We start from the raw sequence: 25354 nt of genomic DNA, 5'->3' as shown, positions 1-25354 counted from the left end.
GACGCCAAGCCGATGCGCCCGCCGCAGCGCCTGAACAAGCGGCCCGAGGAAGACGTCGGCCCGCCGGTGGTGGAAATCCGCAACCTGTGGACGCGCTTCGGGCGCACCGTCATCCACCAGGACCTGAACCTCGACATCTATTCGGGCGAAATCCTGAGCATCGTCGGCGGCTCCGGCACCGGCAAGACCGTGCTGCTGCGCCAGATGCTGGGCCTGGAGCAGCCGGCGCAGGGCTGCGTCAAGGTGTTCGGCGAAGACATCAGCACGGCCGCGCCGGAGCAGCTGCAGCACATGCGCAACCACTGGGGCATGCTGTTCCAGCAGGGTGCGCTGTACTCGGCGCTGACCGTGTTCGACAACATCGCCCTACCGATGCGCGAGCTGCGCGCGCTGCCCGAGGACGTGATCCGCGACGCCGTGCTGCTCAAGATGGACATGGTCGGGCTCGGCCCCGAACACGCGAACAAGATGCCGTCGGACCTGTCGGGCGGGATGGTCAAGCGCGCCGCGCTGGCGCGCGCCCTGGCGCTCGAACCCCGGCTACTCTTCCTGGACGAGCCGACCGCGGGGCTGGACCCGGACCTGTCCGATGCCTTCGTGTCGCTGATCCAGACCCTGCACAGCGAACTGAAACTCACCGTGGTGATGGTCACCCACGACCTCGACACGCTGTTCGCCCTGTCCTCGCGCATCGCGGTGCTGGCCGAGAAGCACGTGATCGCGGTAGGGCCGTCGTGCGACGTGCTGCGGATCGAGCATCCGTTCATCAAACACTTTTTCCTGGGCCCGCGCGGCCAGCGGGCGCTGGAAGTGCTCGAAGAGCGCCACGCCCAGAACGATTCGGAGGACTGAGTATGGAAAACAGGTCGTATGCCCTGATGACGGGGGTTTTCACGATCGCGCTCCTGGTTGCGGCCGTGCTGGCCGGACTGTGGTTCAACCGCGACCGCACCGAACTGGTGCCGTACGAGATCGTCACGACGCAGTCGATCCCGGGTCTGAACCCGCAGGCGACGGTGCGCTACCGCGGCCTGGAAGTGGGCCGCGTGGACCAGATCGTGTTCGACCCGCGCGTCACCGGCCAGATCCTGATCCGCCTCTCGGTGGACAAGAACTCGCCGATCACCACCACCACCTTCGCTTCGCTCGGCTACCAGGGCGTGACCGGCATCGCCTTCATCCAGCTCGACGACGACCGCACCGGCTCGCCGCGCCTGGCGCAGCGCGAGGACCAGCCGGCGCGCATTCCGCTGCGCCCCGGCCTGCTCGACCAGCTGGAAAAGCGCGGCCTGGCCATCCTGGAAAAGACGGAACAGATAACCGAGAGCCTGAGCAGGATGGTGGGCCCGGAGAACCAGCAGACCATCATCGGGGCGTTCGACAGCATCGGCAAGGCCGCCGACGCCTACGCCGCCATCCCGCGCAAGCTGGAGCCGACCTTCGAGCGCCTGCCGGCGCTGACCACGCAGCTCGAGCGCAGCTTGAACTCGTTCGACGCGACGGCGGCCAGCATCGAAGCGACCGCCACCAACTACAACCAGCTGGCGACGCGCCTGCAGGCGCCGGATGGCCCGCTCGAGCGCATGAACGGCGCCATCGGTTCGCTGCAGGCCGCCACCAGCGAACTCGAACTCGAAACCCTGCCGCACGTCGTGCAGATGACCGACGAAGCGCGCGGCGCGCTGCGCGCCGTGAAGCGCACCGCCACCTCGCTTTCCGACCGCCCGCAGAGCATCCTGTTCGGCGCCCCGAGCGCCCAGCCCGGCCCCGGCGAGCCGGGCTTCGTGCCCCCGACCAAATGAGGACCACCGTGACCGTACAACCGCTCCGCCTGGCGGCTTCCCCCGTGACCGCCCTCGCCCTTGCAATGGCCCTGCTGGCCGGCTGCGCCAGCACCAGGACGCAGGAAAGCTCCACCTACGACTTCGGCCCGGCGGGCCACGCCGCGTCGCAGGCCAGTGCGCCCGCCGCCATGCCGGCCCTGGTCGTCATGGACGCCACCGGCCCGGCCGCGCTCGAGAACGAGCGCATGTACTACCGCCTGAACTACGCCGACGCGCTGCAGGCGCGCACCTATGCCAACAGCCGCTGGGCCAGCAACCCGCTGCAGATGGTTACCCAGCGCTTCAAGGCCCGCCTGTCCCAGTCGGGCATGAAGGTGTTGTCGGCCACCGACGCCTCCACCGGCGTGCCGCTGCTGCGCGTGGAAGTGGACGACTTCGTGCATGCCTTCTCCAGCGTGAACCAGAGCGAGGGCCAGCTGACCCTGCGCGCCTCGCTGTTCAACGACCACCGGCTGATCGACCAGCGCACCTTCACCCGCAGTACCCCGGCCCACAGCGCCGACGCGCCGGGCGGCGCGCGCGCGCTCGCGGCCAGCACCGATGCGGTGGCGGCCGACATCCTGGCCTGGCTGGCATCGGTGGACACCCGCAAGCGATGACCGCTCCCGACGCGCCCGTGGATGCACGCGAACGTCCGCGCGAAGGACGCGGCTCGCCCATTTCGCGGGCGGCGCTGCTGGCCTACCTGCTCCTGATCATCTACGCCAGCTGGTATCCGTTCACCGGCTGGCGCAGCAGCGGCGTGCCGCTGTTCACCTTCCTGAACACGGTCATGCCGCGCTACTGGACCGGCTTCGACGTCGCCGTCAACATTGTCGGCTACGTCCCGTTCGGGATCCTGCTGGTGCTGTCGCTGTATCCGCACATCCGCGGCGTGTGGGCGGTGCTGCTGGCGGCGCTGGCCGGCATCCTGGTGACCGGCACGATGGAGACGGTGCAGAATTTCCTGCCGACCCGCGTGCCGTCGAATCTCGACCTCGTCACCAATGCCGGCGGCTGCCTGGTGGGGGCGATACTGGGCGCCTGGTGGGCTCCGGGCCTGCTCGACCGCGGCCGCCTGTTCCAGCTGCGGCGCCGCTGGTTCGCGCCCCACGCCAGCCAGGGCCTGGTGCTGGTGGCCTTGTGGCCGCTGGCGCAGATCTACCCGCAAAGCTACCTGTTCGGGAACGGCCAGGTGCTGCCGATCGTCTCGGGCTGGCTGTCGCGCTGGCTGGCTACCGACATCGACCTGGTCGGCATGCTGCGCCCCGGGGCGATCATGACGGTCGAGCAGTACTGGCTGTCCGAAACCATCATCACCGCCTGCGGCATGACCGGCGCGGTACTGACGCTGATGTGCCTGGTGCGGCGCAGCGCCCCGCGCTTCCTGCTGATGCTGGCCTTCCTCGGCACGGCGCTGGTGGTCAAGGCCTTGTCCAGCTCCCTGTTCTTCCGGCCCGATAACGCCTTCGTGTGGATGACCCCAGGCGCCGAAGGCGGCCTCCTGATCGGCCTCATCATGCTCACGGGCCTGGTGTTCGCGCCCCAGGTGGCGCAGCGCCGGCTGGCGGTGGTGACGCTGGTATTGAGCCTCATCGTCGTCAATACGATCCCGACCAACCCTTATTTCGCCTCGACCCTGCAGGGCTGGGTGCAGGGGAAGTTCTTGAACTTCAACGGCGCGGCCCAGTTCCTGTCCTTGCTGTGGCCCTTCATTGCGCTGTGGTTCCTGGTGCTGCCCTCGCATCAACTCAACCGGCCGGAACCGCGCGGCGAACCGGCCGCCTGAGCGCCGCGGCCGCCCATCCCGGCAAGGCAACACCGGCTTATGCCGTATCATTGTGCCCTGGCGCCCGGCGCCGGCCACCCATCGAGAGACCGACATGAACGACATGAACGACGAACGACCCTTCTACCAGCACCATGTCTTTTTCTGCATGAACGAACGCGACGGCAAGGACGCGCGCCAGAGCTGCGGCAAGTGCGGCGCCGAGAAGGCCCAGAAGCACGCCAAGAAACGCATCAAGGAACTCGGGCTGAACGGCCAGGGCAAGGTGCGCATCAACCAGGCCGGGTGCCTCGACCGCTGCGAGGAAGGCCCGGTGCTCGTGGTCTACCCCGAAGGCACCTGGTACACCTACGTGGACAACGCCGACATCGACGACATCATCGACACGCACCTCATCGGCGGCAAGGTCGTCGAGCGGCTCAAGATCTGATCATCCGAACCAGTAGTGAACTGAACAAGTAATGAACAAGTATTCGCACAAGTTTACCCTCGACGGCCACGCCGGCAAGATGCAGTGCATCCTCGACCTGCCGGAAGATGCCCCGCGCGGCATCGCGCTGGTGGCCCACCCCCACCCGCTGTACGGGGGCACCATGGAAAACAAGGTGGCCCAGACCCTGGCGCGCACCTTCGTCACCCTGGGCTATGCCACCGCGCGCTTCAATTTCCGCGGCGTGGGCGAATCCGAAGGCGTGCATGACGACGGCCGCGGCGAAGTCGACGACATGGACATCATGTACCGGCACATGACGAAAACGTATCCCGGCCTGCCGGTCGCCCTCTCCGGCTTCTCGTTCGGCACCTTCGTGCAGGCCCAGTTCCAGCAGCGCCTCATCGCCGAGGGCCGACCGGCCGAGCGCCTGGTACTGGTCGGCACCGCCGCCGGAAAGTGGCCGATGCCGCCGGTCCCTGAGGATACGATCCTGATCCACGGCGAACTGGACGATACGATCACGCTGCAGGAAGTATTCGACTGGGCGCGCCCGCTCGACATCCCGGTGACCGTCATCCCCGGCGCCGACCACTTCTTCCACCGCAAGCTCGGCCACATAAAAAATCTTGTCGTACAAATGTGGCGACGTGACATTTGATCCGATCCCTGCCATATAATGTGGCACTTCTCCTGAGGCAATGCTTCGCGGCATTGCCTTGCGCTTTACCACCCGCACCACCATTTTTATTGACGAACACACTCCCATGAAGAAACTGTTAGCGGCCGTGGCCGCCAGCCTGCTGATGGCCACGGCCAGCGCACAGACCGTGCCGGCACCGTCCATCGCAGCCAAGTCGTGGCTGCTGCTCGATGCAACGAGTGGCCAGGTCATCGCGGCCCAGGAGCCGCACACCCGTATCGAACCGGCATCGCTCACCAAGGTCATGACGGCCTACGTGACCTTCGCCGCGCTGCGCGACAAGAAGCTGACCCTGGACACGATGGTCAACGTCTCGACCCGCGCCTGGAAAGTGGACCCGAGCAGCTCGAAGATGTTCATTGACCCGAAGACCCCGGTGTCGGTCAACGACCTGCTGCACGGCCTGATGATCCAGTCGGGCAACGACGCCGCGGTGGCGCTGGCCGAAGCGGTGGCCGGCGACGAGGGGACCTTCGTCACCCTGATGAACCGTGAGTCCGAGCGCCTGGGCATGAAGAACACCCGCTGGGCCAACCCGCACGGCCTGCCGGACGCGAACAATTATTCGACCGCGAGCGACCTGTCGATCATGGCGGCAAGCGTGATCCGCGACTTCCCGGAGTTCTACAAGATCGACTCGATCAAGCAGTTCACCTACAACAAGATCACCCAGCAGAACCGCAACCGCCTGCTGTGGCTCGACCCCACCGTGGACGGCATGAAGACCGGCCATACCTCCTCCTCCGGCTACAGCATGATCGCCTCGGCGCGCCGCCCGAACGGCAACGCCGGCCAGCGCCGCCTGATCTCGGTGGTGCTGGGCACCACCTCGGACGCGGTGCGCACGCAGGAAAGCCAGAAGCTGCTGAACTGGGGCTTCCAGAACTTCGACACGGTCAAGCTGTATTCGAAGGGCCAGGCGGTGGCGACCCCGGACGTATGGAAGGGTTCGGCGTCGACCGTGAAGATCGGCTTCACCCGCGACATCCTGGTGACCGTGCCGAAGGGCGTGGCCGGGAAGATGAAGCCCGTCCTCGAGCGCAAGGACCCGCTGGTTGCGCCGCTGGCGCGCAACAGCCAGGTCGGCACGCTGAAGATGATGGTCGACGGCAAGCCGCTGATCGCGCTGCCGGTGGTGGCGCTGGACGAAGTGCAGGAAGCGGGCATCTTCGGGCGCGCGTGGGATGCGATGCGTTTGTGGATGCAGTGAGCCCGTCTTGATCGCCATGAAAAGCCCGTCCGTGCGCAAGCCGGGCGGGCTTTTTGCTGTTCCCACCCTGCGAAAAGCAGGGCACAGTGCCGCTATAATCAGACGAATCAGCCGATCAAGACATCACGAAAGCGCTACATGACCCACCCGCTTCCCGCCGACCTGCACTGCCCGCGCATCGCCACCCGCGCGGGCGGCCCTGAACTGTCCCGCATCGTGGCCGGCATGTGGCGCATGAACGAGTGGGGAATGACGGTGCAGCAGCGTGTGGCCTTCATCGAGCAGTGCCTGGCGATGGGCGTCACCTCCTTCGACCACGCCGACATCTACGGCGACTATGGCGTCGAAGGCGTGTTCGGCGATGCCCTGCGCCTGCAGCCTTCGCTGCGCGCGCGCATCGAGCTGGTGAGCAAGTGCGGCATCAAGCTGATTTCCGAAAAACGTCCGCAGCACGGCATCCAGCATTACGACACCACGGCGGCGCACATCATTGCGTCCGCCGAGGAATCGCTGCGCCAGCTGCACACCGACCACCTCGACCTGCTGCTGATCCACCGTCCGGACCCGCTGATGGACTTCGACGAAGTCGCTGAAGCGTTCAATCGGCTGAAACAGTCGGGCAAGGTGCTGCATGTCGGCGTGTCGAACTTCACGCGCCACCAGTTCGAATGCCTGAACCGCCGCGTGCCGCTGGCGACCAACCAGGTCGAGTTCTCGCCGATGGCCACCCTCCCGATGTTCGACGAGACCTTCGACGGCCTGCAGGACCTGCGCATCGCGCCGATGGTATGGTCGCCGCTCGGCGGCGGACGCCTGTTCACCTCAAGCGATGCGCATGCCGCCAACGTACGGGCGGTCATCCAGGAGATCGCCGACCGCATGCGCCAGCCGTTCCCCAGCGTGCTGTTCGCCTGGATCATGCAGGTGCCGAGCCGCCCGATTCCGCTGACCGGCAGCGGCCGCATCGACATGATCGCGGACGCCGTCCGGGGCGCCGGCTTCACGCTGGCGCGCGACGACTGGTTCCGCATCCTGCGCGCGGCGCGCGGACACGAAGTGGCCTGAAGGTGACCTGACATGGCGGAGAGCCAGCTGAAGATCGTCGAGGGCAGCGCCCTCACCGCGCAGCAGAAGAAAGACCTGCTCAACAGGCTGGCGCGCATCGAGGGCCAGTTGCGCGGCGTGCAGAAACTGGTGGCGCTGGCGGCGGAGCCGTCGGACATCGATGCCGTGGCCCAGCAGATGGCGGCGGCGCGCAAGGCGCTCGACCGCTCGTTCGTGCAGCTCCTGACCGCCTCGATCCAGACCCAGGCCGGCAATGCCGCCGACCTCGAGGAAGCGCGCGCCCGCGCCGCCCACCTGGCGGCCATGCTCGACAAGTTCGCCTGAGCTCCCCGTCAGTCTTCGTAGACTTTCGGCGGCGCAATGCCGCGCCAGCCGGTGCGCCAGGCGATGTTCAGCAGCAGGGTCGCACACACGTACAGCAGGAAGAACAACACGAAGAAACGCGTCTGCAGGAGGGCCAGCAGCACCAGGCAGGCCGCCAGCAGCGCGAGCATGACCTTGCCACGCGGGTGCTTCGAACTCGGGAAACGGACGGTCGACACCATCAGCGTGCCGACGGCGAGCATCAGCGCGATGATGCCGAAGCACTGCGCCACGGTGGTCGCCGGAGCTGGCCAGGCCACCACCACCGAGGCCACGCAGGCGGCGCCGGCGGTGATCGGCATGCCGACGAAGTAGCGCGGATCGGTGCGGCCGACCATGACGTTGAAGCGTGCCAGGCGCAGCGCGCCGCAGGCGACGAACACGAAGCATGCCAGCCCGCCCATGCGCACCAGGGTCTCATACTCCTCGTTCATCTGCGCAAAGCCGTAGCAGTACAGCAGCAGGCCGGGCGCGCAGCCGAAATTCATCACGTCGGCGATCGAATCGAGCTGCACCCCGAAACTGGACTGGGTGTTGGTCGCGCGCGCCACGAAGCCGTCCAGCGCATCGAACACGCCCGCCAGCACCAGCAGGATCGCTGCCAGGCGGTAGTCATCGGGCGAGCCGACGTGCGCGTTGTCCACCGAGATGACGATGCTGCCGAAACCGCAGGCGATCGACAGCAATGTCACGAAACTGGGCAGGGCGAACTTGGCACGCGCGAGGCGCTGCTGGCTGGAAGGCTTCAATTGACAGCTCGACAAAGGGAATGATGCCATATTCTACAGGCAGCGAAATAAGCTGGTCTCGCGCAAGGCTGCCCGGCGTCGCCGGCGTCCGTTTTGCTCTAGAATGTCGCATTCGGTTCACTGTATTGACAGGAGTTGCAACATGAGCTATATGCCTCGCTGGCGTTCCCTCATCGCCGCACTGGTGGCCGCCTCCAGCCTGGTCGCATGCGGCGGTGGCGGCGGCGGCACGGGCGGCCAGGCCGCCGTCGCCCCGGCAGCGGGGTCTCCGCCGCCCACCGGCACCGGCACCCCGTCGGGCGGCGCCGCCGCGCCGGCGCAGACGTACGACATCGCCGTCGATGGCCGCAACTGGATCAACTATCGCCGTACCCAGGCCGGCATGCCGACCGTGACGGAAAATGCACAGATCAACAACGCCGCCCTCGGCCACTCCGAGTACCTGCGCACCAACAACGTGATGAGCCACGACCAGACCGCGGGCAAGCCGGGCTTTACCGGCGCGACCCTGCGCGAGCGCCTGAACGCGGCCGGCTACACGATTCCGCTGAGCGGCTACGCCTTCGGCGAGGTGATCTCGGGGACGACCAACGGCAACGGCTTCTTCATGGCCGAAGAACTCATTACCGCGATCTATCACCGTTTCGTCATGTTCGAGCCGAAGTTCCGCGAGATCGGCACCGGCGCGGCCACCTCCGCGAACGGCTACAGCTACTTCACCGCCAATTTCGCGACCCGCGGCGGCTTCGGTCCCGGCATCGCCGCCAATACCGTCGTCACGTGGCCGTTCAGCGGCCAGACCGGGGTGACGCCGAACTTCTACAGCGACAGCGAGGAGCCGGATCCGGTCCCGAACATCAATGAAGTGGGCTATCCGATCAGCGTGCATGCCAACATCGACGCGCCGGTGACGATGCAGGCCTTCACGGTACGCCCGCGCGGCGGCGCCAACCTGCAGGTGCAGGTGGTGAACCCGACGGGCAGCGCCACGCAGCGCACCGCCGTGGCAATCGTGCCGCTGGCGCCGCTGCGGGCCAACACCACGTACGAAGTGAGCTTCAGCGGCACGGTCAACGGCGCCCCGGTCACCCGGGACTGGTCGTTCACGACGCGGTGAACGCACGTCCCTCTTCCGGCATGGGCGCCTTCGTGACGCCCGAGGCAGCCCACGAGCCGCCGCTGGACTGCTGCGCCGGCCTCGAACGGGTCATGGGCGACCAGGCCATGTACCTGCGCATCCTCACCCGTTTTCGTCTCGATTACTGCGACAACGTCGCGCGCCTGCGCGCGGCGCTGGATGCCGGCGATACGGCGCTGGCCCAGCGCATTGCGCATACGCTCAAGGGGGCTGCGGCAATGATCGAAGCGCGCCCGCTACGCGCGCTGGCGGCCGATGTTGAACAGGGACTGCGTGCAAACGGCCGCGTACATCCGCAACTGGTCGACCGGCTGGAAGGAGAACTGGCGCGCGTCATGACGCAACTCGATGCACTGCTGCCGGCGCCTGCCGCGCCGAGGCCGCCACGCGACGTGGCGCCTGCCGCACGGGTCGCTGCCGAGGCCGTCATCGCGCGCCTGTGCGAACTGCTCGACATCGGCGACAGCGCCGCCCTGAACCTCATCGCGGAACAAGACGCCTGCCTGCTTGCCCTGCTGGGCGCCGAGCGCATGGCGGAACTGGAATCGGCCGCCGCGCGCTTCGATTTCGAACGGGCGCTGCAGGTGCTGCGCCCGGGACACTGAGCGGCGGCGCCGCCCGGCCCGTCAGCGGGTGAACTCCGCTTCCTCGTCGAACGAATCGGCGCAGGTCTTGCCACAGAAACGGCGCACGCTGTCGAGCGGTTTTTCACAATACCAGCACGATCCTTTTGCAGGCAGGCTCAGTCGTGTTGGCATGGCCGTCGTGACGGCTGCCAGCACGGGCTCGGCCGCCAGCCCATTGTCCGGAAAACTTTCCTGTGTGGTTTCCAAGATCCACCCCCTACGACAGACTGAAGTCCGATTAAGATTACTTCAGTGGAACACGGTGCCAATGAGAAACCTCAACGAGGGGCCGCAGCAGGCACGCGCCACGGCTATCTAGTGCTTGTAAAACCGCTTCAGTGTGCGCCGATTGGGCTGGCTCTGCAATCTCCGCATGACAGTGCCGCGGCGATGCAACATGCGTGCAACGTTTCTCCAAGGCCTCGCATCGCAACGCGCAAAAATAATAGCGTACTGCCAATAATTTGTACGCACGCAAACGTGTGCGTGGCGCCAACGCTACTTCACCGGCTCCAGGGTCACCAGCAAACCAGAGCGTGTGGTTTCGATACGGGTGGGGATGAACTGGACACCCGCATACCGCAGGTCGGCCGGATTGAAGGTGTACACCGGCAGGTCGCGCGCCACCGTGCCGATGAGCGAATTCGCCACCCGGGTGAACTGGCGCTCGGCTTCGGGGTTGGCGCCGATGGTCAGGCGCTCGACACGCGGTTCGGCCATCATCACGGCCGGGCGGCCCGGATCGACGTACAGGCGGCCCGAGAACGCCACGCTGCCGGCCCAGGTGTCGCTGGCGAACGGCGGCGAGACCGAGGCGTCGAGCGCCAGCGCAACACGGTCGAGCCCGGGCTGGATGGAGAGCAGGGGGCGCGACAGGCGCACGTCGAACAGTCCCATCAGGGGGTGGTTGAGGGGGAAGCGGCGCTCGATGCCGGCCTGGAGCTTGTGCAGCGGCACCTCGACCGTGCGCGGGCCGGTGAAGCTGGCGCAGGAGGACAGCAAGCCGCACATGGCCAGCGCCACCCCTGCCCGCATGATCCGCCGCCGTTGCCCTTGCCGGCATGCGCCTGCCACTTCTGCCACCTCTGCCACCTCTGCCACCTCTGCCACCTCTGCCATCGTCATTCCTTTCCCGTCGAGACCGTAGGCTAGCCTAACATGGCGCGGCAGGCCAGGTTGTGACGATAGGCAGTGCGTCGAGCCGGAGTGCGGCGCGCACCCCGCCATGTGCCCCGTTGTCGACCCGGATGGCAATACCGGCCCGTTCGGCCACGCGCCGGGTGATCGACAGGCCCAGGCCGAAGCCGGCGCTGCCGCTGCGCCTGACCCCGGGCGCGCCAAGGCGGGCACGCACCGCGGGGTCGAGGCCAGGCCCGCTGTCCTCGATCACCAGCCAGCCGTCCTCGACCAGGATCCGTATCCGTCCTTCGCCGCCATGGTGGAAGGCATTCCCGACCAGGTTGTCGAGCAGGATGGCGAGCGCTTCCGGATGACAGAGCGCCTGCGTCTGCGCCGGCACCCGTACCTCGACCTCGCCTGTCGCCAGGTGGGCATGGCGCACGACGGTGTCCTCCACCAGGGGCAGCACGGCAAAGGCGGCGGCCGGCCAGTCCCTGCCCTCTTCCTCGCGCGCCAGCGCCAGCAGCGTGCGCACGGCCTGCTCCATGTGCGCGCTCGCGGTCCGGATGCGTTCCACCTGCTCCCGCGCCGGCCCGGGCAGGGACTGCTGCGCGAGCAGGAAGGCGGCGCCGTCGATCACGGCCAGCGGCGTGCGCAGTTCGTGGCTGGCATCGCGCGTGAAGTTCTGCTCCCGCTCGAGAAAGGCGGCGATGCGCGCCATGGCCTGGTCGAGCGCCGTGGCCAGCACGCCGATTTCGTTGTCCGGAAAACCGGCGGCGAAGCCGCGCGGCAGTTCGCCGGGACGCGCCTGCGCGACCAGGCCCGTCAGGCGGCTCAGCGGCGCGGTGGCGCGCCGCGCCAGCCAGTAGCCGGCCCCCAGCGTGACCAGCAGGACGGCCAGCGCCAGCGCCGCCAGCACCGCGAGGATGAGAGGCAACTGCGCGCGCACCACGAGTTCGCGGCTGGTTTCCATCACCAGGTAGCGCGGCCGGCCTTCGCCGGCCAGGTCCAGCGCCAGGACGTGGTAATGCCGGCCCGCGTCCCCAAAAAATTCGCCGGACCGGGCCGGTCCCTGGCGCGCCAGGTCCGGCGGGAAGCTCGATGCATCGGCATGCAGGGTCGTGGCCGGGCGCAGCGTGGATGCGGGCCGGCCGGTGCGCGACCAGTGGCGCTGCTGGTGCGCAGCCTCCTCGGCCAGCATCCGGGTGAAGAAGCGGTCTTCCACCACATACACGAAGACCAGGCAGAAGGCGCTGAAGCACAAGGCGGTCAGCAGCGAAAAGCAGCTGAACGCCAGCACCATGCGCCGCCGCAGGCCGTGGTGCGCCTTCATCACGCGTCGGACACCAGGCGCTGGCCCACGCCATGCACCGTGACCAGCATCGGCGTCGCGAAAGGCTTGTCCAGGGCCAGGCGCAGCTGGTACAAGTGCGTGCGCAGCGCATCCGAATCGGGCGGCTCGTCGCCCCACACCTTGCGCGTCAGTTCGGAGCGGGTGAGCACGCGCGGATGCGCTTCGGCCAGCGCCAGCAGGATCAGGTAGCCGGTCGGCTGCAGGCGCAGCGCCTGCCCGGCGCGTTCGGCCGTACGGCTGCGGCGGTCGATGCACAGGCTGCCGATGCGCAGCACCTCGTCGCCGTTGCGCCGCACCAGGGCCTGGCAGCGCGCCAGCAGTTCCTCCATCGCAAACGGCTTGACGAGGTAATCGTCGGCGCCGCATTCGAAACCGGCGAGCTTGTCCTGCAAGGCGTCGCGCGCCGTCAACATCAGCACCGGCACGCGCCGTGCCTGCCCGGCGCGCAGGCGGCGGCACACTTCCAGTCCGTCCATGCGCGGCAGGCCCAGGTCCAGGATCAGCAGGTCGTACTGCTGGGTTTGCGCCAGGTGCAGGGCGACGACGCCATCGGCGGCGTAATCGGCCGTATGGCCGAACCCTTCCAGCACCTCGCCCAGGTTGCGCGCCAGCGGCGCATGGTCTTCGACCACCAGCACATGCAGTCCCATTCGTTTCCTATCCCCTGGCCAGCCGCTGCAGCTGGAAAGCATCCTTGACCCGCCATTGCATGACCGCCACCAGCGCATGCAGCAGCACCAGCGAACGGTCGAACTGCGCAGCCTGCGCACCTTGCGCCGCCTGCATGGCGCGGCCCGCTTCCAGTCCCTCCCGGTAGTACGCCGCCAGCATGCGCACGCTGCGTTCTTCCGGCGTCGCCTCGCGCGCCAGCGGCTCGTGGCCCAGCGTGCGCACCATGGCCTCCGCCACCGACCAGGTCGACCATGGATTCTGCCCTGTCACGAGGCGGCCGTCCACCACGGTGGTGTCGACGAACTGCGGGCCGCCGACGAAGCGGGCGCCGCGTTCGCGCGCACGCTCTTCCAGCAGGAACGGCAGGATCCGGCGCGCATCCTCCATCAGGAACAGCTCTTCGTCGTTGGTGAATCCCGTCATGCGGCGGTTCGCCACCAGTGGCGCGCCATTGTCGAGCGTCACGTCGAGCAGGGCCGCCGGGCCATGGCACACCGCCCCGACGACCCCGCGCGGGGCAATCTCGCGCACGATGCGCGCGATATCCCCGTTGCCGGGAAAGTCGAACATGGCGCCCTTGCCGCCCACGAAGTACACCGCCGCATAGCGCGTGGCGTCGACATCGGCGAGCGGCAGGCTGGCGCCGACCTTGCGCTGGGCGGCGGCGTCGTTGAGGAAGGCATAGTCGACATCCTGCATGTCGTCGGTATCGATGCGGGCCGGCGGCTTGCCGCCGGCGGGCGAGGCGATATCGACCTCGAAACCGTTGGCCTGGAACACGTAATAGGCGCGCGCCAGCTCGGTCAGCTCGTAGCCGGCCTTTTTCTTGCCGCCGGCCATGGTGGCCGTGCTCGACACGACCGCCAGGATGCGTCCGCGCCGCTCGCCGACGCTGTCCTTCAGGTAGGCCAGGCTGGCGGGCGTGGCATGGGGGTCGGGGCGCGGCGCCTGGTGCAGCCCGAAGCTGCGGATGTAGAAAAACAGGCTGGCCGCCAGCAGGACAAGGATGGCGGCGAGCCAGGCGGCGATGCGGCGTGCTGGTGTGGACATGGCAAACTCCGTGATGGTGGAGCAGCCATGTTCGCGCAGGCCATGTGAAGGGAATGTGAACTTCGGCGGCTTGCTTGCCGCCCGTTTGCCGCTTATTTGCCGATACAGAAGCGGCTGAAGATCACCCCCAGCAAATCGTCCGGCGTGAACTGCCCGGTGATGCTGGAGAGCTGGTCCTGCGCCAGGCGCAGCTCCTCGGCGAACAGGTCGAGCGACTGGTCGTCCTGCATCGCATGCTGGCGCGCCAGCTCCAGGTGCTCGCGGGCGGCGCGCAGCGCGATCAGGTGCCGCTCGCGCGCCAGGTACAGCGACTCGCCGGTCTGCTGCCAGCCGGCGATGCGCAGCAACTCGGCGCGCAGCAGGTCGATGCCGAGCTTCTCGTTGGCCGACAGGTACAGGTGCGTCGCATCAAGCGCCACGTCGATCGAGGGCTTGTGGCCCGACAGGTCGATCTTGTTCCAGATGCGCACCACCGGCACGCCCTGCGGGAAGGCCTTGACGATCTTCTCGTCCTCCAGGCTCGGGCCGAGGCTGGCGTCGAGCAGGTGCAGGATCACGTCGGCCTTGCCGACCTCGCCCCAGGTGCGCTCGATGCCGATGCGCTCGACCACGTCGATGCCTTCATCGGTGCGGATGCCGGCGGTGTCGATGATGTTGAGCGGGATGCCTTCGATCTGGATGGTCTCGGTGACCTTGTCGCGCGTGGTGCCGGCGATCGGGGTGACGATCGCCACATCGGCCCCGGCCAGCGCATTGAGCAGCGAGGATTTGCCCACGTTCGGCTGGCCGACCAGCACCACGTTCAGGCCTTCGCGCAGCAGTGCGCCTTGCGCCGCCTGGCGGAACACGTTTTCCAGCGCATCGACGATGCCGGCGAGCTGGCCGCGCGCGTTCGATTTTTCCAGGAAGTCGATTTCCTCTTCCGGGAAGTCCAAGGTGGCCTCGACCAGCATGCGCAGGTTGATGGTCTGGTCCACCAGTTGATGCACCACCTGCGAGAAGGCGCCGGAGAGCGACTGCGAGGCCGATTTCGCGGCGGCTTCGGTGGAGGCGTCGATCAGGTCGGCCACCGCTTCGGCCTGTGCCAGGTCGAGCTTGTCGTTCAGGAAAGCGCGGCGGGTGAACTCGCCCGGTTCGGCCAGGCGCACCCCTAGCGGGCTGCCCGCTTCGAGCACGCGCGCGAGCAGCATCTGCAGCACGACCGGGCCGCCGTGCCCTTGCAGTTCCAGCACGTCTTCCCCGGTATAGGAATGCGGGCCCTTGAAGTACAGGGCGATGCCCTGGTCGATCACGTCGTCGTTGGCGGCCTTGAACGGGATGTAGGTGGCGTGGCGCGGGGCCAGCTTCACGCCGGGGAACAGGGCGTCGATCAGGCCGGCCAGCGACTTGCCGGAGGCGCGCACGACGCCGATGCCGCCGCGGCCGGGGGCGGTGGCGATGGCGGCGATGGGGGAGATGTCGAGTTTCATGGGGGGATTGTAAGGGATGTGGCAAGTAAAAAGCCCGCGCAAGCGCGGGCTTTTCCACCGAAGCCGGAGGGCGATTACTTCGCCTTGCCCTCTTCGAACTTCTTGGTAATGACCCACTGCTGCGCGATCGACAGGATGTTGTTGACCACCCAGTACAGCACCAGGCCCGACGGGAAGAAGAAGAAGATGACCGAGAACGCCAGCGGCATGAACAGCATCATCTTCGCCTGCACCGGGTCGGTCGGCTGCGGGTTCAGCTTGGTGGTGATGTACATCGACACCGCGTAGATGACCGGCAGGATGAAGTACGGGTCCGGCTGGGTGAGGTCGTCGATCCACAGGATCCAGGGCGCGCCGCGCATCTCGACCGACGACTGCAGCACCCAGTACAGGGCGAAGAACACCGGCATCTGCACCAGGATCGGCAGGCAGCCTCCCAGCGGGTTGATCTTCTCGCTCTTGTACAGCTCCATGGTGGCCTGCTGCATCTTCTGCGGGTCGTTCTTGAAGCGCTCGCGGATCGCCTGCATCTTCGGCGTCACCACGCGCATCTTGGCCATGCTGCGGTAGCCGGCGGCCGACAGCGGGAAGAAGGCCAGCTTGATCAGGACGGTCAGCGCGACGATGGTCCAGCCCCAGTTACCCAGCAGCGAGTGCAGGTGGTCCATCACCCAGAAGATCGGCTTGGCGATGATGGTCAGCATGCCGTAGTCCTTGACCAGGTCCAGGCCCGGGGCAATGGTTTCCAGGGTCTTCTCGTCCTGCGGACCCGAGTACAGGCGCGAATCGTTCGAGACGGTGGCGCCCGGCGCCACGGTGCCCAGCGGCTGCACGGTGCCGATCGCATACAGGTTGGTGGCGATCTTCTTGGTGAAGATGTCGCGCGGCGCCTTGTCGGCCGGGATGAAGGCCGAGACGAAGAAGTGCTGCGAGATCGCGATCCAGCCGTTGTTGGCCTTGGTCGAATGGCGGACGCTGCCGTCTTCGATGTCCTCGAAGGCCAGCTTCTGGTACTTGTCTTCCTCGGTGTACATGGTCGGGCCGGTGTAGCTCGGCATGAACCACGAATCGGTCGGCGGTTTGTTGCCGTCGTGCTGCAGCTGCAGGTACAGCGACGGCTGCACCGGCGCGGCGGTCAGGTTGGTCACGTCATGGCGCACGCCGATGGTGTAGTCGCCCTTGCGGAAGGTGAAGGTCTTGGTCAGGCGCACGCCGCCCTGCTCCGCATCCATCACCAGCTGCACGGTGCCGTCGGCGCCGAGCGTGCGTACACCCGGACGGGCCACGAACGGGGTGGTGTGGTTCGGCATGACGCCGGCCGGGGTCGAGCCGACCAGGCCGGTCTGGCCGAGGTAGGTGTTGTTGCCGCCCACGTTGAACAGGACCTTGTTCCTGGTCTTGTCGATCTCGTCCGCGAACTGCAGCAGCTCGAGGCGCTTGATGACGCCGCCGAGGGTGTCGATGTCGACCTTCACCACGTCGGTGGTGATGGTGATGCGCTGGCTCGCCGGCGCCGCAGGTGCGGCCGGGACGGCGGCGCCCGGCGTGCCGGGAACGGCAGCGGCGCCCGCCTGGGGGGCGGCCGGCACGTCATTCGGGTTGGCCTGCTGCTGCGCAACCTGCGCGGTCGGCGGTGCCGGCGAGAACAGCGACTGTTTGCCGTTAGCCACCATCCAATTGTTCCAGAGAACAATCAGGGAAATGGCGAACACGATCCACAGGACGGTACGTTTATTGAGTTCCATTGGAGTCTAGTCAGGAGTGGTTACAACCGCGAGCGGCTGGAGGGGATTGCCGATCTTGTCCCTTGTCCGGCGCGGGCGGCACGGGATCGACGCCGCCCGGGTTCCACGGATGGCAGCGGCACACGCGGCGCGCGGCCAGCAGTGAACCGCGTGCCGCACCATGGGTGCGCAGCGCTTCGATCGCGTAGTTGGAGCAGGTCGGGTAGAAACGGCACGTCTGCCCGAGCATCGGGGACAGCAGCAGCTGGTAGCCGCGAAGGAACCAGACCAGCAGCGTCTTCATGGCGTCGGGGGCGGGTTGGCCCGGCGGGGACGTTGCGACGCGAACAGGCGCGTCAGTTCTGCACGCAGCGCGCGCTTGAGCGCGCGCGTGGTCGCCGGCCCGTCCTTGGTGTTGACCGGGCGCGCGAGGCGCACGATGCAATCGAGCGGCTGGAGCTGGCTGGTGCGGAACACTTCGCGCGTGACGCGCTTGATCGTGTTGCGGGTCACGGCGCGCGGCGCGAAACGCTTGGCCGCAACGACGCCCAGCCGCGCATGCGGCAGCGTGCTTGGTCGGGTATAGAGCACGAAATGCGCGGATTTTTGCGCCGGCCGCAAACGAAAAACGGATGAAAACTCATCCGTTTTAACGATACGCCGAACGCGCGCGAAGTCGTGCGAACCTTCGCCTGTCATACCGACCGCGTCGATCTGGTCTAAGGAAACTTAGACAGCCAGGCGCTTGCGGCCCTTGGCGCGGCGTGCGTTCAGGACTTGACGGCCACCACGGGTAGCCATACGTGCGCGGAAGCCGTGCGTGCGCTTGCGACGGACGACGGAAGGTTGGTAAGTACGTTTCATGGTGGTCTCGCTTAAAGCAAAAGAAAGTGCAAAATCGGGTCTGACGTCGTGTCAGGATTCGTCGCCAATGACAGTTCGCAGATGGTTAAGCCAGCGTCACGCCTCAGCAAATACTCTATGTCGCCCGGGCGAAGTCGCACTAACATTGTCAGTTTGATGAGGTGCACGGACGGGGAACCCTGAATTAGACTCGATTTTCAGTCCAGCTGTCAAGAACGCTGTTGTTTCCCGATGAGCGCCTCCCCTTCCCTCCCTACTTGTCCTGCAGCGTCCCGTCAACCGCCATTTCGGTTGAAAATAGTGGGGCCAACCTGTGGATAACTCCGGCCGAGACAGGTAAAATAGCGTGTTACGTATCAACTAGCGAAGTATGGAAAATTTTTGGCAGACCTGTTCCGCGCAGCTGGAACTCGAGCTGACGCCGCAGCAATACAGTGCGTGGATCAAATCGCTCGTCGTGCTCGACTACGAGGACGGCAAGCTGCGCATCGCCGCACCGAATCGCTTCAAGCTCGACTGGGTCAAGACGCAGTTCGCCAAGCGCATCACCGAGCTCGCCTGCCAGTACTGGGAGGCGCCGGTAGAGGTGCAGTTCGTGCTCGACCCGAAGAACAACCCGGCCAAGAAGCCGGCGGGGCCGGCCGCGGCTGGCGCTGCCGACGGCGGCGCGGCGCCCAATTTCAATGCGCCGCGCCAGCCGGAAGCGCCCACCCAGGGCAACGTCAACGTCGCCAACTCGCCCAAGCGCGAGCAGAGCCGTATCAACACGGACCTGACTTTCGACAGCTTCGTGACCGGTAAGGCCAACCAGCTGGCGCGCGCCGCCGCGATCCAGGTGGCGAACAACCCGGGCGTGTCGTACAACCCGCTGTTCTTCTACGGCGGCGTGGGCCTCGGTAAAACCCACCTGATCCACGCGATCGGCAACCAGGTGATGGCCGACCAGCCGGGCGCGCGCATCCGCTACATCCACGCCGAGCAGTACGTGCGCGACGTCGTCACCGCCTACCAGCGCAAGGGTTTCGACGACTTCAAGCATTACTACCACTCGCTCGACATGCTGCTGATCGACGATATCCAGTTCTTCGGCGGCAAGAGCCGCACGCAGGAAGAGTTCTTCTATGCGTTCGAAGCGCTGATCGCGGCCAAGAAGCAGATCATCATCACCTCGGATACCTATCCGAAAGAGATCACGGGCATGGACGACCGCCTGATCTCGCGCTTCGACTCCGGCCTGACGGTGGCGATCGAGCCGCCGGAACTGGAAATGCGCGTGGCGATTCTTTTGAAAAAGGCGCAGTCCGAAGGCGTGACCCTGTCGGACGACGTGGCCTTCTTCGTGGCCAAGCACCTGCGCTCGAACGTGCGCGAGCTGGAAGGCGCGCTGCGCAAGATCCTGGCCTACTCGCGCTTCCACGGCAAGGACATCACCATCGACGTGGTGAAGGAAGCCCTGAAGGACCTGCTGTCGGTGCAGAACCGGCAGATCTCGGTGGAGAACATCCAGAAGACGGTGGCGGACTTCTTCAACATCAAGGTGGCGGACATGTACTCGAAGCGCCGCCCGGCGAACATCGCCCGCCCGCGCCAGATCGCGATGTACCTGGCCAAGGAGCTGACGCAGAAGAGCCTGCCGGAGATCGGCGAGCTGTTCGGCGGCCGCGACCACACGACCGTGCTGCACGCCGTGCGCAAGATCGCCCAGGACCGCCAGAAGAATGCCGAGTGCAACCACGAACTGCACGTGCTGGAGCAAACCTTGAAAGGCTAAAGCGTAGGGTGGCCGGCTCTGCCGGCCGCGCGTTCAACGGCCTGGTGAGTTGACGCGCATTGACCATTCCGGCACTGGCTGAACGCGCGGTCGGCGAAGCCGACCACCCTACGAAAAGCGGTTACCGCCCCAATATTCGGAGAGGTTTGTATTCTCTCCCGGCAATTGGCAAAATAGTGCAATAGCAACAAAATCATCTAATACATAAAACTGAGGATATCTATGCAACTGGTCAAAACCACCCGAGACACGCTTCTCCGGCCACTGCAGATCGTGAGCGGTATTGTCGAGCGTCGGCACACCATGCCGATTCTGGCCAATATCCTCATTCGCAAGGACGGCGAAAGCGTCTCGTTCCTCTCGACCGACACCGAAGTCCAGATCACCACGCACGCCAATATCGGCTCCGGCGACGACGTGACCGGCACCACGGTGGCGGCGCGCAAGCTGCTCGACATCCTGCGCGCGCTGCCGGAATCGGGCGACGTGACCATGACCCTGCAGAACAAGCGCCTGGCCGTCCAGAGCGGCAAGTCGCGCTTCGCGCTGCAGACCCTGGCGGCCGAGGAATTCCCGACCGTCTCCGTGGCCGACAGCTACAACGCCTCGGTGACCCTGCCGCAAAAGACGCTGAAGCACCTGTTCAACATGGTGCACTTCGCGATGGCCCAGCAGGACATCCGCTACTACCTGAACGGCCTGCTGCTGGTGCTGGACGGGAACAATATCATCGCCGTGGCGACGGACGGCCACCGCCTGGCCTTCTGCCAGGTGGCGGCCGAGCAGTCGTTCGAGCGCCAGGAAGTGATCATCCCGCGCAAGACCATCATCGAACTGCAGCGCCTGCTGGAAGAAAGCGACGAGGAAGTGCGCCTCGACATCGCCGCCTCGCAGGTCAAGCTGAGCTTTGCCGACATCGAGCTGGTCTCGAAACTGGTCGAGGGCAAGTTCCCCGACTACACCCGCGTGATCCCGAAGGGCTACAAGAACGACTTCACGATCAGCCGCGACGAGCTGCTGCGTTCGCTGCAGCGCGCTGCGATCATGACCAGCGACAAGTTCAAGGGCGTGCGCTGCATTATCGAGCCGGGCGTCATGAAGATCAGCTCGACCAATGCCGACCAGGAAGAAGCGGTGGAAGAACTCGAGATCGACTACGGCGGCGACGCCATCGACATCGGCTTCAACGTGACCTACCTGCTCGACGTACTGAACAACCTGAAGTGCGACCAGGTGAACATCGCGCTGGGCGACTCGAACTCGTCGGCGCTGATCTCGATTCCCGACAATGGCGACTTCAAGTATGTCGTCATGCCGATGCGGATTTGATTAGTCGAGCGCCCGCTATCGTCAGAGTTCAGAGATAGCTTGAACCCGTCATTCCCGCGCAGGCGGGAATCCAAGTGTGTAAGCACTCACGCAACAATTGGGTTCCCGCCTACGCGGGAACGACGGTTCAGGAGCTGCTGGTGAATGCCGAGCAGTCCTGAATTACCCGTTTTATAGAGAAAGCAGTCCATGTCCGAGATTACCCAAGCAGAAATGTCCCCCGCCACCAAGGCGGATGATTACGGCGCCTCCTCGATCCAGATCCTGGAAGGCCTGGAAGCGGTTCGCAAGCGTCCGGGCATGTACATTGGCGACACCTCGGACGGCACCGGCCTGCACCACCTGGTGTTCGAGGTGCTCGACAACTCGATCGACGAAGCCCTGGCCGGCTACTGCACCGAGATCCATGTCACGATCCACTCCGACAACTCGATCTCGATCACCGACAACGGCCGCGGCATCCCGACCGGCGTCAAGATGGACGACAAGCACGAGCCGAAGCGCTCGGCGACCGAGATCGCCCTGACCGAACTGCACGCCGGCGGCAAGTTCAACCAGAACTCGTACAAAGTCTCCGGCGGCCTGCACGGCGTGGGCGTATCGTGCGTGAACGCGCTGTCGAAGCTGTTGCGCGTGACCGTGCGCCAAAAAGGCAAGATCCATCAGCTGGAATTCTCGCGCGGCGTCCCGGTGGACCGCATCATCGAAGTCGTCGACGGCGTGGAAGTCTCGCCGATGAAGATTATCGGCGACACCGACAAGCGCGGCACCGAGGTGCACTTCTGGGCCGACGAGGAAATCTTCACCACCGTCGAGTTCCACTACGAGATCCTGAGCAAGCGCATCCGCGAACTCTCGTTCCTGAACAACGGCGTCAACATCAAGCTGAGCGACCAGCGCACCGGCAAGGAAGAAGTGTTCGCCTTCGAGGGCGGCACCCGCGGCTTCGTCGAGTACATCAACAAGGCCAAGACCGTCCTGCACCCGACCGTGTTCCAGGCAACCGGCGAGCGCGTGTCCGAGCAGGGCACGAATATCTCGGTGGACGTGTCGATGCAGTGGAACGACGCCTACAACGAGCAGGTGCTGTGCTTCACCAACAACATCCCGCAGCGCGACGGCGGCACCCACCTGACCGGCCTGCGCGCGGCGATGACCCGCGTGATCAACAAGTACATCGACGAGAACGACTTCGCCAAGAAGGCCAAGGTCGAGATCTCGGGCGACGACATGCGCGAAGGCCTGACCTGCGTGCTGTCGGTCAAAGTGCCGGAGCCGAAGTTCTCGTCGCAGACCAAAGATAAACTGGTGTCGTCGGAAGTGCGCGGCCCGGTGGAAGAGATCGTGGCCAAGACGCTGACCGACTTCCTGATGGAGAAGCCAAACGACGCCAAGATCATCTGCGGCAAGATCGTGGAAGCGGCCCGTGCCCGCGAAGCGGCGCGCAAGGCGCGCGACCTCACCCGCCGCAAGGGCGTGATGGACGGCCTGGGCCTGTCGTCGAAGCTGGCCGACTGCCAGGAACGCGACCCGGCGCTGGCCGAGCTGTACATCGTTGAGGGTGACTCCGCAGGCGGTTCCGCAAAACAGGGCCGCGACCGCAAGTTCCAGGCCATCCTGCCGCTGCGCGGCAAGGTGCTGAACGTGGAAAAGGCGCGTTTTGAAAAGATGCTGTCGTCGGAGCAGATCACCACCCTGATCGCGACCCTCGGCACCTCGATCGGCCCGGACGAATTCAACGTCGACAAGCTGCGCTACCACCGCATCATCATCATGACCGACGCGGACGTCGACGGCGCCCACATCCGCACCCTGCTGCTGACGCTGTTCTACCGCCAGATGCCGCAGCTGGTCGAGCGCGGCCACATCTACATCGCCCAGCCGCCGCTGTACAAGGTGAAGGCCGGCCGCGACGAGCGCTACCTGAAGGACGACCTGGAGGAAGCGAGCTACATGATGATGGTGGCGCTGAACACCGCGTCCCTGATCCCGCGCGACGGCGCCGAACCGATCACCGGCGAAGGCCTGGCCGAGCTGGTGCGCCAGTACAACCTGGCCAACGCCATCATGATGCGCCTGACCCGCGTGATCGACCGCGCCGCACTCACCGCCATCATGGGCGGCGTGACGCTGGACATGACCACGCTGGACAACGCCGCGGCCTCGGCCAAGGCGATGGAAGCGGCGATCAACGACCCGGCCGTGAAGGTGGGCGTGCGTTCGGACGAACTGAGCGAAAAGCATGCGCTGCGCATCGAGCGCATGCGCCACGGTAACGTGCAGGTGACCTCGATCGATGCCGACTTCGTGCAGAGCAACGACTACGCCGTGCTGGCCAACGCCGCCGCCACCTTCCAGGGCCTGATCGGCGAAGGCGCCATCATCCGCCGCGGCGAAGGCGAGAAGATGAAGGAGTTCGCCGTGCGCGAGTTCCACGAAGCGATGGTATGGCTGCGCGAGGAAGCCGAGCGAGGCGTGAGCAAGCAGCGCTACAAGGGTCTGGGCGAGATGAACCCGGAACAGCTGTGGGAAACCACGATGGACCCGACCGTGCGCCGCCTGCTGAAGGTGCAGATCGAGGACGCGATTGCGGCCGACCAGATTTTCACCACGCTGATGGGCGATGAGGTGGAGCCGCGCCGTAACTTCATTGAGAGCAATGCGCTGCAGGCGGGGAATATTGACGTGTAAGCCATCCAGTATGGACGAAGAAAAAGCCAAGCTTGTTCAAGCTTGGCTTTTTTTTCGCCGGTATAAGATCAGTCCTGCTCAGGGATGGCCTTACCCACCAGGAACTGATACGACATCGCGCTGAGGAAGGCAATGCCGGCGCCGGTCAGCAAGGCCGGCACGAAGGACCAGGCTTGGGCGATGTAGCCAGTGAAGATTGGCGCGAGCGCCCCGCCGATGAAGCCGCCGAAGTTCTGAATCGCCCCCAGCGAGGCGATGCGGCTGCGCGGCGCCACGACCGTGACCAGCGACCAGGAGCAGGCCGATGCCGCATTGGCCAGGAAGATCACCACCGAGATGCAGGCAATGGCCACCGTATTGCTTTGGACAAGCGCCGCAGGGATCGTGAACGCCACCATGCCCAGCATGGCGATCACGACCGCCGTTCGGCGGCCAGCGAGCACCGATGACGCACGCCGGGTGATCTGGTCGGAAGCCCACCCGGCCACCAGGGCGCCGGCGAAGCCGCACAGGAAGGGAATCGTGGCCGCCACGCCGACGTAGGCGACGTCCATGTTGCGCTCCGCGCGCAGATAGCCCGGCAGCCAGGTCAGGTATACCCAGTTGAGGTAGACCGAGCCGAAGAAGCCGAGCAGCATGCCCCAGGTGGCGCGGTGCCGGAACAGGGCACGCCACGACGCGAAACCGGCTTCCCGCGCCGGCTCCACCGTCTGGCCTTCGTCGAGGTAGGCCAGCTCCTCCTTGGTCATCTGCTCGCGCACCGGGTCGCGGTACAGCATCACCCAGACCACGGCCGCCACGATGCCAAGCGCACCGGTGACGAAGAATGCCCAATGCCAGCTGGTCGCGGCGATCAAGGGGGACAGGCACAGTGGCGCCAGCGCAAAGCCCAGCGGCGAGGCCGAGTTGTAGATTCCCGTCGGCGTGCCGCGCGCCCTGATCGGGAACCAGTTGCTCACGACGCGTGCCGCCGCCGGGAACTGCGGCGCCTCGCCGATACCCAGTACGACGCGCGCCAGGACGAACCAGCCGAAGGTCGAGACGAGGCCGCCCGCGGCCTGCGCCAGCGACCACACGACCAGGCCCGCGCCGAGCAGCCAGCGCGGCCCGATCTTGTCGACCAGCGCGCCGACCGGAAGCTGGCAGAGCGCATAGCTCCAGGAGAAGGCCGACAGCAGCAGGCCCATCTCGCCGAGCGAGAGGCCGAGGTCTGCACGGATGAATTCGTTGGCGACGGCCAGCGTGGCGCGATCGAGGTAATTGATGACGCCGGTGACAACCAGCAGCACGAGTGCGATGGTTTGGCGGCGACGGATACGTGGTGGGGTGACTTGGTGAGCAGGGATAGCGTTCATTTCGGAATGCTATCAAACGGCGTTGATGGAGGGAAATATAATCGTTACTACGATATTCGA

General features: G+C 65.9%; 26 protein-coding genes. 14 read left to right on the top strand and 12 right to left on the bottom strand.

What is annotated here, in order from left to right; translation table 11 throughout:
* Positions 1-12 precede the first annotated feature (12 nt).
* The 9 genes from ACFFJK_RS16825 to ACFFJK_RS16785 all read left to right on the top strand — a co-directional run bounded on the left by ACFFJK_RS16825 (position 13) and on the right by ACFFJK_RS16785 (position 7344).
* Positions 13-852: an ABC transporter ATP-binding protein gene (locus tag ACFFJK_RS16825; RefSeq protein ID WP_379680664.1), complete on the top strand. Its 840-nt coding sequence runs from the start codon at positions 13-15 to the stop codon at positions 850-852.
* A gap of 2 nt (positions 853-854) precedes the next feature.
* Positions 855-1802, top strand: a complete 948-nt coding sequence (locus ACFFJK_RS16820; protein WP_379680651.1) for an MlaD family protein — start codon at positions 855-857, stop codon at positions 1800-1802.
* Positions 1803-1810: 8 nt separating this feature from the next.
* A complete protein-coding gene (locus tag ACFFJK_RS16815) occupies positions 1811-2443 on the top strand; it encodes an ABC-type transport auxiliary lipoprotein family protein (RefSeq protein ID WP_379680650.1) in 633 nt (210 codons plus the stop codon).
* On the top strand, positions 2440-3612 hold the full coding sequence (locus ACFFJK_RS16810) for a VanZ family protein (protein WP_379680649.1): 1173 nt from the start codon (positions 2440-2442) through the stop codon (positions 3610-3612). Before ACFFJK_RS16815 ends, ACFFJK_RS16810 begins: the two co-directional genes overlap by 4 nt.
* Before the next feature lie 103 nt (positions 3613-3715).
* Positions 3716-4042, top strand: a complete 327-nt coding sequence (locus ACFFJK_RS16805; RefSeq protein WP_379680663.1) for a (2Fe-2S) ferredoxin domain-containing protein — start codon at positions 3716-3718, stop codon at positions 4040-4042.
* Between the two features lie 31 nt (positions 4043-4073).
* Complete coding sequence (locus ACFFJK_RS16800) at positions 4074-4703, top strand: alpha/beta hydrolase (RefSeq protein WP_379680647.1); 630 nt, start codon at positions 4074-4076, stop codon at positions 4701-4703.
* A gap of 106 nt (positions 4704-4809) precedes the next feature.
* The gene (locus ACFFJK_RS16795; protein WP_379680646.1) at positions 4810-5955 is read left to right on the top strand and encodes a D-alanyl-D-alanine carboxypeptidase family protein; all 1146 of its coding nucleotides are present in this window, start codon (positions 4810-4812) and stop codon (positions 5953-5955) included.
* A 138-nt stretch (positions 5956-6093) separates the two neighbouring features.
* Positions 6094-7020: an aldo/keto reductase gene (locus ACFFJK_RS16790; protein ID WP_379680645.1), complete on the top strand. Its 927-nt coding sequence runs from the start codon at positions 6094-6096 to the stop codon at positions 7018-7020.
* 12 nt (positions 7021-7032) lie between these two features.
* Positions 7033-7344: a metal-sensitive transcriptional regulator gene (locus tag ACFFJK_RS16785; RefSeq protein WP_379680644.1), complete on the top strand. Its 312-nt coding sequence runs from the start codon at positions 7033-7035 to the stop codon at positions 7342-7344.
* Between the two features lie 8 nt (positions 7345-7352).
* Here the strand turns inward: ACFFJK_RS16785 and pssA are convergent, their stop codons facing one another.
* Positions 7353-8132, bottom strand: a complete 780-nt coding sequence (pssA, locus tag ACFFJK_RS16780) for a CDP-diacylglycerol--serine O-phosphatidyltransferase (RefSeq protein WP_379680643.1) — start codon at positions 8130-8132, stop codon at positions 7353-7355.
* A 142-nt stretch (positions 8133-8274) separates the two neighbouring features.
* Here pssA and ACFFJK_RS16775 point away from each other — a divergent pair, with 142 nt between their 5' ends.
* Together ACFFJK_RS16775 and ACFFJK_RS16770 are read left to right on the top strand one after the other, a co-directional pair.
* On the top strand, positions 8275-9249 hold the full coding sequence (locus tag ACFFJK_RS16775) for a CAP domain-containing protein (protein WP_379680642.1): 975 nt from the start codon (positions 8275-8277) through the stop codon (positions 9247-9249).
* Complete coding sequence (locus ACFFJK_RS16770) at positions 9246-9875, top strand: Hpt domain-containing protein (RefSeq protein WP_379680640.1); 630 nt, start codon at positions 9246-9248, stop codon at positions 9873-9875. The genes ACFFJK_RS16775 and ACFFJK_RS16770 overlap by 4 nt, the downstream gene beginning before the upstream one ends.
* A 21-nt stretch (positions 9876-9896) precedes the next feature.
* On the opposite strand, the gene ACFFJK_RS16765 is transcribed toward ACFFJK_RS16770, so the two are convergent.
* From ACFFJK_RS16765 to rpmH, 10 genes are all read right to left on the bottom strand, one after another.
* Positions 9897-10103 carry a hypothetical protein gene (locus ACFFJK_RS16765; RefSeq protein ID WP_379680638.1) on the bottom strand — a complete coding sequence of 69 codons (207 nt, stop codon included), beginning with the start codon at positions 10101-10103 and terminating at the stop codon, positions 9897-9899.
* 291 nt (positions 10104-10394) lie between these two features.
* Positions 10395-11015 carry a DUF1439 domain-containing protein gene (locus ACFFJK_RS16760; protein ID WP_379680636.1) on the bottom strand — a complete coding sequence of 207 codons (621 nt, stop codon included), beginning with the start codon at positions 11013-11015 and terminating at the stop codon, positions 10395-10397.
* A gap of 34 nt (positions 11016-11049) precedes the next feature.
* Positions 11050-12348, bottom strand: a complete 1299-nt coding sequence (locus tag ACFFJK_RS16755) for a sensor histidine kinase (protein WP_379680662.1) — start codon at positions 12346-12348, stop codon at positions 11050-11052.
* Complete coding sequence (locus tag ACFFJK_RS16750) at positions 12348-13019, bottom strand: response regulator transcription factor (protein ID WP_379680634.1); 672 nt, start codon at positions 13017-13019, stop codon at positions 12348-12350. The genes ACFFJK_RS16755 and ACFFJK_RS16750 overlap by 1 nt, the downstream gene beginning before the upstream one ends.
* Positions 13020-13026: 7 nt before the next feature.
* Positions 13027-14091 carry a type 1 glutamine amidotransferase domain-containing protein gene (locus ACFFJK_RS16745; RefSeq protein ID WP_379680633.1) on the bottom strand — a complete coding sequence of 355 codons (1065 nt, stop codon included), beginning with the start codon at positions 14089-14091 and terminating at the stop codon, positions 13027-13029.
* Between the two features lie 92 nt (positions 14092-14183).
* Positions 14184-15560, bottom strand: a complete 1377-nt coding sequence (mnmE, locus tag ACFFJK_RS16740) for a tRNA uridine-5-carboxymethylaminomethyl(34) synthesis GTPase MnmE (protein ID WP_379680631.1) — start codon at positions 15558-15560, stop codon at positions 14184-14186.
* A gap of 74 nt (positions 15561-15634) precedes the next feature.
* The gene (yidC, locus tag ACFFJK_RS16735; RefSeq protein WP_379680630.1) at positions 15635-17305 is read right to left on the bottom strand and encodes a membrane protein insertase YidC; all 1671 of its coding nucleotides are present in this window, start codon (positions 17303-17305) and stop codon (positions 15635-15637) included.
* A 10-nt stretch (positions 17306-17315) separates the two neighbouring features.
* The gene (yidD, locus tag ACFFJK_RS16730) at positions 17316-17588 is read right to left on the bottom strand and encodes a membrane protein insertion efficiency factor YidD (RefSeq protein ID WP_379680628.1); all 273 of its coding nucleotides are present in this window, start codon (positions 17586-17588) and stop codon (positions 17316-17318) included.
* On the bottom strand, positions 17585-17983 hold the full coding sequence (gene rnpA / locus ACFFJK_RS16725) for a ribonuclease P protein component (RefSeq protein WP_379680626.1): 399 nt from the start codon (positions 17981-17983) through the stop codon (positions 17585-17587). Before rnpA ends, yidD begins: the two co-directional genes overlap by 4 nt.
* 30 nt (positions 17984-18013) lie before the next feature.
* Complete coding sequence (gene rpmH / locus ACFFJK_RS16720) at positions 18014-18148, bottom strand: 50S ribosomal protein L34 (protein WP_040378179.1); 135 nt, start codon at positions 18146-18148, stop codon at positions 18014-18016.
* A gap of 370 nt (positions 18149-18518) precedes the next feature.
* On the opposite strand from rpmH, the gene dnaA reads away from it, so the two are divergent.
* The 3 genes from dnaA to gyrB all read left to right on the top strand — a co-directional run bounded on the left by dnaA (position 18519) and on the right by gyrB (position 23939).
* A complete protein-coding gene (gene dnaA, locus ACFFJK_RS16715; protein ID WP_379680625.1) occupies positions 18519-19919 on the top strand; it encodes a chromosomal replication initiator protein DnaA in 1401 nt (466 codons plus the stop codon).
* Between the two features lie 222 nt (positions 19920-20141).
* Positions 20142-21248: a DNA polymerase III subunit beta gene (dnaN, locus tag ACFFJK_RS16710; protein WP_379680624.1), complete on the top strand. Its 1107-nt coding sequence runs from the start codon at positions 20142-20144 to the stop codon at positions 21246-21248.
* Between the two features lie 213 nt (positions 21249-21461).
* On the top strand, positions 21462-23939 hold the full coding sequence (gene gyrB / locus ACFFJK_RS16705; RefSeq protein WP_379680660.1) for a DNA topoisomerase (ATP-hydrolyzing) subunit B: 2478 nt from the start codon (positions 21462-21464) through the stop codon (positions 23937-23939).
* Between the two features lie 68 nt (positions 23940-24007).
* Here gyrB and ACFFJK_RS16700 read toward each other — a convergent pair whose 3' ends face one another.
* On the bottom strand, positions 24008-25294 hold the full coding sequence (locus ACFFJK_RS16700; protein ID WP_379680623.1) for an MFS transporter: 1287 nt from the start codon (positions 25292-25294) through the stop codon (positions 24008-24010).
* Positions 25295-25354: the final 60 nt, after the last annotated feature.

Source organism: Massilia consociata, from assembly GCF_042432755.1.
In the GTDB taxonomy this organism is placed as follows: domain Bacteria; phylum Pseudomonadota; class Gammaproteobacteria; order Burkholderiales; family Burkholderiaceae_D; genus Telluria; species Telluria consociata.
The sequence above is the reverse complement of the archived record's forward strand: the minus strand, read 5'-3'. Positions and strand labels throughout refer to the sequence as shown.